The organism is Aquirufa sp. A-Brett2-W8, from assembly GCF_054558755.1.
The window spans coordinates 197,024-208,171 of record NZ_JBPXKS010000008.1 but is presented as its reverse complement, the minus strand read 5'-3'; the positions used below and the strand labels follow the sequence as shown (position 1 = coordinate 208,171).

The window sequence follows — 11,148 nt, the reverse complement described above, 5'->3', positions numbered from 1 at the left end:
CAAAGAAGATTGAACTATGAGAAAATAAAAACAGCCAAAGATTGCACAGAAAAAAAAGAAATTATACATTCACAAAAACACGAAACACTTCTTTAGGAAAAGTCCACTTTAGTTTGACGACGTACAACGCCAGCAAACAATCTAACGAATACTTCGTCCTAGAAGAACTCCTAAAAGGGAAAGAATTCGATTTACCAGAAGGCCAAGAATTCACTGACAAAGACGGCGCCATCAGAAGCAGCGCGCGAATCAAGTGGTTCAACCCCATCCATAATAGAAACTTCCACCGCGATGTATTCCTGGGGATAGGAGAAGAATTCGGTGACCTACCCGTATCAGAAGAGCTAAAAGTTGAACTACATTCCTACGACTCTGAGATCTCCGTTTTCTTCGGCCACTACTGGCTAAAAGGCTAGCCGGATGACCCTCATTCTAAATCCATCTGCCTAGACTATAGCGTTGCTAAAGACGGGCATTTAGTGGGGTATAAAGTGGATGAGAAAGAGTTTGTGGTGGTTTAAAACTCTTCAAGAACCTCCATTGAATCTTGGCAAGCTAATGCTGATTCCTTTTCCAGCTGCGTCTTCAACAATCGCCTTTTATGCACCCGATTGTAAATACTGACAGCTTCATTGATATACCTATTTCTAGCCACCTTTAGCGCACCTGTGATTTCTTCGGCCTCGTTGAAGATTTCGTCGTCTAGTTTTAATGATAATGTTTTCATGAAGCTAAGGTATATTATATATATGCTTTGCAAGAAAATAGTTTGACAAATAGGTTCAATCTTTTTTCATTGACCTCAGTTGGCGAGCTGAATCACCACCTTTAGGCTCAACCAAAATAAACACAATGAAAAAATCACTTTTCACCATCGCATTAATGACTGTTTCTATCTTAGGATTCTCACAGTCACCCATCCCCTCACCCTGTAGCGATTCGCTTTACGTAGTATTGAAATCAAAAACCATCAGTCAAATGACTGACCGCGAATTCTCCTACTTCAACCAAAAAGAGAAAGACTGCTCCGAGTTCAGAAAAGCCCAAATGCAAGAGGAAGTAAAGGTCGAAACCTTGAAAATCACCAAGAAAACCATGAACAACTACTGGACCATCGCAGCGATAGGCGTGGCTTTATCATTGATTCCACTATTATTACTTTAAGGGATAAATTCCCTTTTCTCAACTTCCTGCGATGCTTATTGCGATTATAATAACTCCGGGAGTTGATTCGATTCTTAAATGCCCTTTTAGAAGAGCTCACTCCCATTCTGGCGTGGGCTTTTCTTCTTTGGCCTGTTTGAGTGGTACTTGATCTCGCATAGGAGGATTTTCTCGTTTTCTTCGAGTAATCGATGGGTTTAAGATCGCAGGCAAAGAGAAAAGTGGCGATCAGCAAGAGTGGTAGAATATTTTTAAAATAAGCGATGGTTAGCTCCGATTTTGGCCCTATTATTTCTCCCGATTGCGTCTTTTTATGCGTGTAATTATATGATTCAAACGTGTCTAATAAATGCCACCTACCCTTCCGAAACTCTAGTGTAAATTCCGGATAATACTCATCATCGTAGGCCTCGCCATCTTCATCGTAGTCTATCGTTGGATTCAAAAACAGTTCTAAGTAATCCCCCTCCACCGGCTTATAGTAAAAATCAAACACATTCACCGAATTCAACCTACGCTGAAGACTTCGTTCCGAAATCGTGGTGTATGGATCTGGAATGCTGAACTCCCCCATTATTTCGTTCTTCTCCCTGCTCTGTAGCTGGCGATGCAATACCCAATGCGGTTTCGATCGATCCACAGCGGATTCGCAGGTACATAAATGGAAGGGGCCATTAATGTCGCACATGGGTTAAAGCATTTTTCGAAATGTAGCAAAATGAAAACAAGGAAGCAATCTCCTGACCTTATTTGGCAAGTATATTGAATTTACCTCCCGAATGTAAAATAATCAATATGAACAGATATGTAAATTATTACTAAAACCATACACTTAAGGCAAATGATTAACCTTAAAGCGACTTCACTTAACTTTTAAATAATATAGTTTAGTGGATGGCTGTATAATTTTGTAATTCTTTAAAACTTAAAATAATTTCAAAATGTTAAAAAACCTATGTAGTAAAACACGAAACTTAGTAAGTCTCCTCGTATTAGGAGTATTATTCATGTTAGCGTCTAATCAATCATTTGGCCAAGGTACAGACGCCACCATTTATGGTAAAATTAGTGACGAAAAAGGGGACGCTATTCCCGGAGTCACAGTAAGAATTAAAAATGAGTCCACTGGATTTCAGTCGGGTACAGTTTCCAATGTGAAAGGAGAATATCAATTACAACAATTACCATTAGGCAAACCCTATTCGGTTACCATCTCTTTTGTAGGCTATCAGACCTTGAAGTTTTCAGATTATTCTGTAAACCAAGGAGACAAAGTACGAATCGATGGAAAATTGGTACCCAGCAACACTCAATTATCTGAGGTAGTAGTAAGTGCAAATTCATTTGTAAACAAGGAAACAGCCCGTGCTGGTGCGGCGATTGCCGTAACATCATTGCAGATGAAGCAATTACCTATGGAGGGAAGAAACTTTACTGCACTAACAGCGCTTTCCCCACTTCAGGGCAAAAACGGAAGTTTTGGAGGACAGCGTATTTCATCCACAAACGTAACCATGGATGGAGTAAATGCTAGAAACATGTACACGAACGGAGCCGTAGGAAATGGTCCATACACCATCTCGCAAGAGGCTATTCGCGAGTATCAAGTGTCTACTAATAACTATGATGTAACGCAAGGCAGAATGGGTGGAGGATCACTAAATGCTGTGACAAAAAATGGTACTAATACCATGGAAGGAAGTGCCTTCTTTTTCCAACGGGCTAGTAGCGCATTTTTGTTAGGTAACAAACTTTTTCCAATGAATAGTGAATACAATTCAAATGGAACTCCAAGAACAACCAACATTGACCAAAAGCAACTAGGATTTTCATTAGGAGGAGCAATTATTAAAGACAAGCTACATTATTTCATCGCTTATGATCGTCAAACCGAAACCATTCCACTTCAGATTGCACCCGTATTTGATGCTACTCAAGAACAAAGATTTGGAATTACGAAGGCAAATTTAGATCAATTAATTTCCATTGCCCGTGAAAAATATGGGATGAAAAATACATCTCAATATGGTGATTTTTCTCGTGAAACAGAGGCTAATGCACTTTTCATGCGTTTAGATTGGCAAATAAATGAAAAAAATAAATTGACTTTTAGAAACAATTTAACAACCTGGTTTGCCCCAAATTCACAGAGTGATAATTCTAACATCAACTTATTAGAAAGTAATATTGGATTCAAGACCCTTGAAAATTCGGCCTTATTGTCTTTGAGATCTGATTTAGCACCTAATTTAACGAACGAATTGAAGTTTCAATTTCAAACCGTTAATCGTAATTACATTGTCAATTCAGATTTACCTGAAGGAAATATACCAAGAGCTATCATTACCGTCAGTTCAGTTATTCCTACGCTCACAAATCCAAATGCCACACAGACTAAAACAGTTCAGTTTGGTGGCCAGCGTTATGGAACAGAATATGCGAATGACGTAACGATGCATTTAGCTAATACCTCTTACCTACGAAAAGGTAATTTAAATTTTAAATTTGGAACAGATAATATGCTGACTTTTCTAGATTCTAAAATTGTAAATGAAATGAACGGTCGCTTTTTCTTTTCATCTTTAAGTGACTTTGCTAACTTAAAAGCAAGTAGATACGCAAGAGAGGTTCCTCTAACTAATCCAGCCGTTCAGCAATCACTTTTAGATTTCTCGGCATTTGCACAAGTTGATTTTGAACCATTCAAAAACGTGACTGCTATGGCGGGTTTACGTTATGATGCGACTATCTTCTTTAAGCAAGGTGATGCTAATGCGACAACAGAATCCAAATTAGGTATTGCAACTAATAATAAAATGGCAGATTTTAACAACTTCCAACCGCGTTTGCAGTTGATATGGGATGTGAAGGGCCGTCAAAAAGATATCATTAAGTTTGGAGGAGGAGTCTTTTCTGCTCAGCCTGTATCCTACCTTCAGTTGAATAACATTCAAAACAGTGGTAGCATCGTAGGGTCGATTGATGTTTCAGGTGCTTTAGTTCCTACACCTAATTTTGTTTCTTATCGAAATGACCCCACAACCACACCAGGCATTCCTAAAGGAACTCCTTATGTGTCTACCATTAACGCTGTTAACAAAAACTTCGAAGTACCTTCGGTGTATAAGTTAAACTTCTCTTATAATCGATTCTTTAATGAGCGTTTTCGTGCAGGAGTAAATTTATTGTATTCAAAAACGGTAAACAACTACGCCTACTATGACCGAAACATTGTAGATCAGCCATATTTTACGTTAAGCAATGAGGCTAATCGTGGTGTGTATGTACCTGCTAATACCATACCAACTAACGGAGCTACCGATTGGACTAAAGGAAAAAAATCGACTGATTTAGGCCGTGTACTTGAATTGCAATCTACAGGTGTTTTAGATCAAGTAGCTGTCGTATTAGACGCTAGCATGAAAATAGGAACGGATGGATATTTTACAATAAGCTATACAAAAAATGATACAAAAGATAACAGTTCATTTAACTGTTGTGTCGCTAATACTTCTACTTTCAGACCAGTAGTAGATGATCCCCGCGATCAAACTGTAGCTTATTCAGACGATCAGTTCTCTGATAAATTAGTTATTTCATCCGCTTCTCCTACCTTCAAAGGCTTCCAATTAGGCGCTATTTTGAATGGAGTTGGTGGCACTAGATACTCCTTTTTAGTAGGTGGTAATAAAAGTATCAATGGTGACTTCAACCTAACGAATGATTTGGCTTATGTATTTGATCCTAATGGGGCTAATGTGCCTGCTGCAGTTAAAACAGCTATGCAAGGTTTATTAGATAATCCAGACGTGACCGAAAGCGTAAAAACATATATCAAAGATAATATCGGAAAAGTTGCTGCCCGTAATGGAGGTGTAAATCCGTTTTATTATACGGTAGACGTTCGTTTGACTAAGGATATCCGCTTCTTTAAAAAGCATAATATGAGCTTATCCGCTGACGTTTTTAACTTCATGAATATGTTAGACAAAAACGAAGGTGTCAGCTATAACCATGGAAATATAAACCTGGTTTCTATGACTGGTTTTGACCAAAAGACGATGAATTATAATTATAATGTAGAGGCAGCGGCTGGTCGGAAATTGAACTCTGCGGGAGGAACACCATGGAGAATTCAGTTTGGACTTCGCTATTCATTTTAATTAAATTAGCTCTTTAAGTTAATTAAAAAACCACCTCGTATGAGGTGGTTTTTTAATTTTAGGCTAGTAGTAGCAAAATGGGATGGACGAGAGAACTTTCTGATTAAAATGAAAACAGGGAAACAATCCCCCGACCTTATATGACACACTAATCCGTCATAATTAGAATTTTTTATCCTCTATAAAAGGGTCGTCCGGACAAAGTTTTTCGGATTGGTATTTCAATGCAGTTTCTTCGCATTGCTTTCTCAATTGTGCAAGTATTTTTGCATACTTAGGCACGGCTGCAAGATTATATTTCTCGAGTGGATCTTTCTTTATATCATATAATTCTTCAGGCGCTTTAATCAGTCTGTAACGAAAGTATTTCCAGCGTTCTGTTCTAATCCCTTCACTAGAAGGAATATCTGGAATTTTCCAAAGATGTTCCACTAAAATAGCCTTCCTATTTGATTGTATGTTTCCCTTTTTTAGAAATGGCACTAAACTTATTCCTTGATAATTTTTAGGAGCTTCTACACCTGCTAAATCAACTATTGTTTTAGTGATATCGATATTTAAAACCATCTTATCAATTGCTGCATGTTTGCTTAATCTTGGGTCGTAAATAATTAATGGAATTCGAATTGACATATCATACATCAGCCATTTATCGGCTAATTGCCTATCACCTAAAAAATAGCCATTATCGCCCATCACAATTATTATTGTGTTGTCCTCTACCCCTTTTTCCTTCAATTGTTTACGGATAAACCCGATTTCATCATCAATTTCAGTAATCATGCGATAGTATCCCTTTACCATCTCTTGGTATTTTTCTGGTGTGTCAAATCTCCATTTCCACCTTACCCTATTAAAGCCATTTTGTACCTCTGATGGTAAGTTGTTAAAATATTTTTTATCCCCTAAAACAGGAGTCGGAATCGTACTATTTTTGTACAGAGAATCAGATTTTTCTTGCCAATAATATTGTTCCTTAGATGGGTCATGACCATGTGGTGCGCTAAAATAAATCGAAAGACAGAAAGGCTTATTTGATGGAGCATTCTTTATAAATTCTTGTGCCTGTTGGCCAGAAAAACGAGTTAAATGAACGGTATCATCTCCCAGCTTCTTGTAAAAATATCCCCGCCTATCTGCACTTGCGCCACGATCATAAAAATCACTTTGATCAAAATACTGATTGGGATTATCTAGAATCACTCCCAACTTTCCATAAAAACCCACATGATAGCCATTATCCTTTAATAGTTTAGGATACATGATTTCTGCATAGGCTTGTTTTAATTTAGGTTTTTGGAAAGTATACCCATGAGTGCGTTCATATAAACCTGTTAATATGGAAGCACGACTTGCCGCACAAATAGGTGTTGTTGAGAATGCATTTTTAAAATAACTACCTGAATTAGCTAATGCATTCATCTGAGGCGTTTGAATAATAGCATTACCAGCAACGCCAAGCGCATCCCAACGCTGATCATCAGTTAGTATGAAAATAATATTGGGCTTTTTGTTTTGGCCAAATAGCAAAACAGGAAATAAAAATAAATATACCATAACGGCATACCGACTTTTAAATCTATTTAAAGAAAATTTCATACTATTAAGTTTAATCTTTCAATTTAATCATTTTGAAACTATATTTGAAAATACATATGAAAACTAACCTGCACTTGTATTTTCGAGGACTGATAGGATTATTCCTCCTCCTGCTTGCTCAGTTGCAATCAGAAGCCCGTTTCTTAGTCTATCAGACGACGGATTCGAGTTCGTTCAAGCAATTCAAAGGATCGATTTTGGACAGTAAAACAAGGAATGAACTAGTCTATGCGAGTATCACCGTTTCCGGAACCTCCATCTCCACCATTAGCAATAGCGAGGGAAAATTCTCCATTAAAATCCCAAACGAAAAGGAGAATTCAAGCCTTATTATTTCATTTTTGGGATATAATAATAAAGTTGTTTCCATCAGTGAATTAAAGCCCGAAAAAAATGTGTTGTATTTAGAACCTAGCAACACGATACTTAAAGAAGTGGTGGTCAATGAGACGGATGCAAAAAATATCTTTTCCGGGGTACTGGCTAATCGATTAGAAAATTATGGAGATGACCCCATTCAAATGACTGGTTTTTATCGTGAAACCATTCGAAAACGGCGCACCTATGTCTCCCTTTCTGAATCCCTCCTTAGTATTCAAAAGCAGCCCTTTATAGGAGGTTCGCCAGACCAAATTAGTCTTTTTAAGGGTAGAAAAAATACGGATTACACGAAATTAGATACCGTAAATTTCAAACTACAAGGAGGTCCTTTTTCCGCCTTATTCATTGATTTAGTTAAATATCCCAGTTATATATTTTCAGATGATGCATCCGAATTATATGATTTTAATTTAGAGGATAATACCCAAATAAATGATAACCAAGTCTTAGTTTTAGCTTTCAAACAAAAACCCACAATAGACAGCCCTCTTTACTACGGGAAACTGTATATCGATGCGAAAAGTCTTGCTGTCATCAGCGCATCTTTCTCCCTAAATATAGAAGATAAAGTCAAGGCAGGACTTAAATTTACGCGGAAAAAACCTTTTGGACTTGATGTATATCCTACAGAAGTCCGCTATCAAATCAACTACCGACAACAGAATGGTAAATGGATATATGCCTATTCTCGTGCGGATTTGACGTTTAAATTGAATTGGGCTAAAAAAATATTCAACACCAGCTACACCACCTCGATTGAACTAGCCGTCACTGATTGGAAAACACAGGACATCCCAGAGGTTCAAAATACGCAGAAATTAACCTCCAATGTAATTATGTCAGATAAAGTGGCTAGTTTAGCTGACCCGGATTTTTGGGGAAAATACAATATCATAGAACCAGAGAAATCCATAGAGGCTGCTATCCGAAAAATTCAAAGAAAAGCTATAAATGAATAAATGCAATTCTGGGTTCCTATGCTGCATTATGCTTATAACAGGGTCACTTAACCAAAAGGCTCAAGAAAAGGTGACTAATCCTTCCTCACCCATAGAGGTTAAATCCCTAACAGGAAAAATTTGGATGGATCGTAATTTAGGCGCAACTCAAGTAGCCCAATCAAGTAGTGATAAGGCTTCCTATGGTTATTTATTCCAATGGGGACGATCATCAGACGGCCACCAGAAAAGGTCATCCTTTACTACTAAAAAACTCGCTAAATCGGCTATTGCAGAAAACGATAAGTTTATTGAATCAACTAAATTTCCCACCGACTGGTTGAAAAGCCAAAATGCTGATCTTTGGCAGGGAGCGACAGGGATCAACAATCCATGTCCGACTGGCTTTAGATTACCTACGGCTTCAGAATTTGAGGAGGAAATTGCTACTTGGAAAACCAAAAATGCCAGCGGCGCTTTTTTATCACCACTCAAATTACCGTCAACAGGTTACCGATCGAATAGTGATGGAAAAGTAACGGATAGTGGCTATAATGGTGATTACTGGACGAGCACAACTACTAATTCCTATTCAAATGGCCTCTATTTTGATGAGAATAGTGCGGCCACTGATGCAGGTGGACGCGGCGTAGGGGTTGCGGTTCGGTGTATAAAAAATTAATCGGTCCTTCCGCTTACAGGCGTATCAATTTATTGATAATAGGATTTCTGACTTGCAGATTAATAGGAGAAGACGGATCGTGTAATAAATTTAATTTATTTCAAAACTAATTCATAATTAAATAGTTATGTGATAATACTAAAACAAAAAAGAAATGAAATTAAAATCAATCGCATTAACATTAGTCGCTTTAGTCGGCTTGAGCTTTGCATCAAACGCTCAAAAAACAGTTGTAGATATTGCTGTAGGATCAGCAGATCATACTACGTTAGTTGCAGCCGTAAAAGCAGCAGGTTTAGTAGAGACGTTACAGAGTGCAGGTCCATTTACGGTTTTTGCTCCTGTAAATGCAGCATTTGCTAAATTACCAGCAGGTACTGTTGATTATTTATTAAAGTCAGAGAACAAGGCGACATTAGCTAAAGTTCTTACTTACCACGTCATTGCTGGTACATTCGATGCTGCAACGGTAGTGAAAGCTATTACTGCTGCAAACGGTTCTTTATCATTGAAAACAGTTAGTGGAGGTTCAATAACAGCTTCGTTAAAAAACGGAAAAGTTATATTAACTGACGAAAAAGGTGGTACAGCTACGGTTGTTGCTACTGATTTAAAGGCAGGTAACGGAATTATTCACGTGATTGATACAGTTGTGCTTCCTAAATAAGATTAAGGTTAATTTATTTTTAAAGCCACAGAATTTCTGTGGCTTTAATTTTATTATATCAGTTTAAAACTAAAAAACTCGTCATGTTTAAAAACTTTAAAGCCTCAGAAATTCTTATCATCGTTTTAGTCATAATTGTCATTTTTGTTAGTGAATACCTTTTTCTGGTAGTCGGAGACAAGGACAAAGCCATTTTCATTGGTTTATGGCCGCCCACAATTCTCGGTTTATTAAATTTTATCAACTCTAAATTGAAGAAATAATGGATATGGATATCATTTTACTTACCGCAGTTATATCGACTTTATTTATCGTATTTATTATAGCGGTATACAGAGAATTCTCTGTCATGGAGAGTGAGACCTATGTTTTCCAAAAAGAATCGGGTCCTAGAGCCGGTTTAGTCAATTTCGTAGGAAATTTTGCAGCAAACAAATCCCTGACTAAGGATGAGAAAAAAGTAATCTATAAAGCCATGCACCGCAACATTGCAGACATGGAATCTGATGGCGTTTATTTTGATAATTCGCTGAAGGAAATTGTACAAGATCAGATGGAAGTTTTGGGGAAAGAGGAGCAAAAACCTGTGGCAAAAGCCAAGAAAACAGCCTCAAATTAAAATATAAGACCGTTTATAACATACTAGATTTCAAAAAACCACTATTTTATGTTATCATTTTTAGCTACATATGACCAACTATTCGATCGCCTAGTAAGCCCTAAGCGAATTCGAATTGTGGAGCTTGTTATATTAAGGCTCGCATTACTGGCGTTTGTTCTCCATTTAGGTATCATATTTTTAGCAAACAACTTCCACTATTTCAAAGACTTCCAGCATAGTTACCTGAAGGCAATCTACACGCCTTTCAGTTTTATACTTTTTTATGAGGTTTTGTTATTAGTCATCATAATTCCAAAATCGATTTCAGAATTTATTGGCAAGCAATTCGAGGTAATCACGCTAATTACCTTGCGAAGCTTTTTTCATGACATAGCAGATTTAGATTTTGGCAAAGCGCTATCCATCCAAGATGTGCATTTGCTAAGTCTCGTATATGATTTAATTGCCTCCTTAGTGATGCTGGCGGCTACAATGTTATACTATAAACTTTACAAAAATTCGCAACGTTCTGATGCGATTAATGACATTCAACAGTTTGTGGCCATCAAGAAAATTATGTCCTTTTTGATGATGATTATTTTATTTGTCTTAAGCTTTTCAAGTTTATCCATTTGGATACAGGAAGTAGTGGCAGCTATGCAATCAAATCACAAATACCCTAATCCCAATACCATCTTCTACAGCGAGTTTTTCACCGTCATGATTTTCATTGATGTGTTTTTACTTATCGTTTCCTTTATGTATCATTTTTCATTTAATTTGATATTCAGAAACGCAAGTTTTATTATCACGACCATCTTGCTTCGGATGTCACTGACAGCCGAAAAACCGGTAAATTATTTTTTGATTTTTGTTGGTTTTGCCTTCTCTATTTTGGCTTACTACTTAATCAACAATCGAAAAAATTCGCCGACTTAGATTTCTGAATTCAG

At 37.2% G+C, this 11,148-nt stretch carries 11 protein-coding genes; 8 read left to right on the top strand and 3 right to left on the bottom strand.

Going from position 1 to position 11,148, the window contains the following annotated elements:
* Positions 1 to 113 precede the first annotated feature (113 nt).
* Positions 114 to 416 (top strand): hypothetical protein, encoded by a 303-nt coding sequence (locus ACST13_RS09670; protein WP_459522991.1) that lies wholly within the window; start codon positions 114 to 116, stop codon positions 414 to 416.
* A gap of 101 nt (positions 417 to 517) precedes the next feature.
* Here ACST13_RS09670 and ACST13_RS09665 read toward each other — a convergent pair whose 3' ends face one another.
* Positions 518 to 727 carry a hypothetical protein gene (locus tag ACST13_RS09665; protein ID WP_459522990.1) on the bottom strand — a complete coding sequence of 70 codons (210 nt, stop codon included), beginning with the start codon at positions 725 to 727 and terminating at the stop codon, positions 518 to 520.
* Between the two features lie 125 nt (positions 728 to 852).
* Between ACST13_RS09665 and ACST13_RS09660 the strand changes: the two genes are divergently transcribed.
* The gene (locus tag ACST13_RS09660) at positions 853 to 1,164 is read left to right on the top strand and encodes a hypothetical protein (RefSeq protein ID WP_459522989.1); all 312 of its coding nucleotides are present in this window, start codon (positions 853 to 855) and stop codon (positions 1,162 to 1,164) included.
* On the opposite strand, the gene ACST13_RS09655 is transcribed toward ACST13_RS09660, so the two are convergent.
* Positions 1,082 to 1,852: a hypothetical protein gene (locus ACST13_RS09655; protein ID WP_459522988.1), complete on the bottom strand. Its 771-nt coding sequence runs from the start codon at positions 1,850 to 1,852 to the stop codon at positions 1,082 to 1,084. The two genes, ACST13_RS09660 and ACST13_RS09655, sit on opposite strands and share 83 nt — an antisense overlap.
* A 253-nt stretch (positions 1,853 to 2,105) precedes the next feature.
* Here ACST13_RS09655 and ACST13_RS09650 point away from each other — a divergent pair, with 253 nt between their 5' ends.
* A complete protein-coding gene (locus tag ACST13_RS09650) occupies positions 2,106 to 5,327 on the top strand; it encodes a TonB-dependent receptor (RefSeq protein ID WP_459522987.1) in 3,222 nt (1,073 codons plus the stop codon).
* A gap of 162 nt (positions 5,328 to 5,489) precedes the next feature.
* On the opposite strand, the gene ACST13_RS09645 is transcribed toward ACST13_RS09650, so the two are convergent.
* Positions 5,490 to 6,926 (bottom strand): sulfatase family protein, encoded by a 1,437-nt coding sequence (locus ACST13_RS09645; protein ID WP_459522986.1) that lies wholly within the window; start codon positions 6,924 to 6,926, stop codon positions 5,490 to 5,492.
* A gap of 56 nt (positions 6,927 to 6,982) precedes the next feature.
* Between ACST13_RS09645 and ACST13_RS09640 the strand changes: the two genes are divergently transcribed.
* The 5 genes from ACST13_RS09640 to ACST13_RS09620 all read left to right on the top strand — a co-directional run bounded on the left by ACST13_RS09640 (position 6,983) and on the right by ACST13_RS09620 (position 11,134).
* Entirely contained in the window at positions 6,983 to 8,266 is a 1,284-nt protein-coding gene (locus ACST13_RS09640; RefSeq protein ID WP_459522985.1) for a carboxypeptidase-like regulatory domain-containing protein, read from the top strand.
* 28 nt (positions 8,267 to 8,294) lie between these two features.
* Positions 8,295 to 8,927 carry a fibrobacter succinogenes major paralogous domain-containing protein gene (locus ACST13_RS09635; protein ID WP_459522984.1) on the top strand — a complete coding sequence of 211 codons (633 nt, stop codon included), beginning with the start codon at positions 8,295 to 8,297 and terminating at the stop codon, positions 8,925 to 8,927.
* Between the two features lie 154 nt (positions 8,928 to 9,081).
* Entirely contained in the window at positions 9,082 to 9,594 is a 513-nt protein-coding gene (locus ACST13_RS09630) for a fasciclin domain-containing protein (RefSeq protein WP_459522983.1), read from the top strand.
* Positions 9,595 to 9,862: 268 nt separating this feature from the next.
* Positions 9,863 to 10,213, top strand: coding sequence for a hypothetical protein (locus ACST13_RS09625; RefSeq protein WP_459522982.1), 351 nt, complete (start codon positions 9,863 to 9,865; stop codon positions 10,211 to 10,213).
* 48 nt (positions 10,214 to 10,261) lie between these two features.
* Positions 10,262 to 11,134 (top strand): hypothetical protein, encoded by an 873-nt coding sequence (locus ACST13_RS09620; RefSeq protein ID WP_459522981.1) that lies wholly within the window; start codon positions 10,262 to 10,264, stop codon positions 11,132 to 11,134.
* Positions 11,135 to 11,148 lie beyond the last annotated feature (14 nt).

Bases quoted from the DNA above. Each gene is read 5' to 3' on its own strand.
- ACST13_RS09640 (WP_459522985.1), top strand. From the start codon at position 6,983: ATGAAAACTAACCTGCACTTGTATTTTCGAGGACTGATAGGATTATTC.
- ACST13_RS09630 (WP_459522983.1), top strand. From the start codon at position 9,082: ATGAAATTAAAATCAATCGCATTAACATTAGTCGCTTTAGTCGGCTTG.
- ACST13_RS09620 (WP_459522981.1), top strand. From the start codon at position 10,262: ATGTTATCATTTTTAGCTACATATGACCAACTATTCGATCGCCTAGTA.
- ACST13_RS09660 (WP_459522989.1), top strand. From the start codon at position 853: ATGAAAAAATCACTTTTCACCATCGCATTAATGACTGTTTCTATCTTA.
- ACST13_RS09645 (WP_459522986.1), bottom strand. From the start codon at position 6,926: ATGAAATTTTCTTTAAATAGATTTAAAAGTCGGTATGCCGTTATGGTA.
- ACST13_RS09665 (WP_459522990.1), bottom strand. From the start codon at position 727: ATGAAAACATTATCATTAAAACTAGACGACGAAATCTTCAACGAGGCC.
- ACST13_RS09650 (WP_459522987.1), top strand. From the start codon at position 2,106: ATGTTAAAAAACCTATGTAGTAAAACACGAAACTTAGTAAGTCTCCTC.
- ACST13_RS09625 (WP_459522982.1), top strand. From the start codon at position 9,863: ATGGATATCATTTTACTTACCGCAGTTATATCGACTTTATTTATCGTA.
- ACST13_RS09635 (WP_459522984.1), top strand. From the start codon at position 8,295: ATGCTTATAACAGGGTCACTTAACCAAAAGGCTCAAGAAAAGGTGACT.
- ACST13_RS09655 (WP_459522988.1), bottom strand. From the start codon at position 1,852: ATGTGCGACATTAATGGCCCCTTCCATTTATGTACCTGCGAATCCGCT.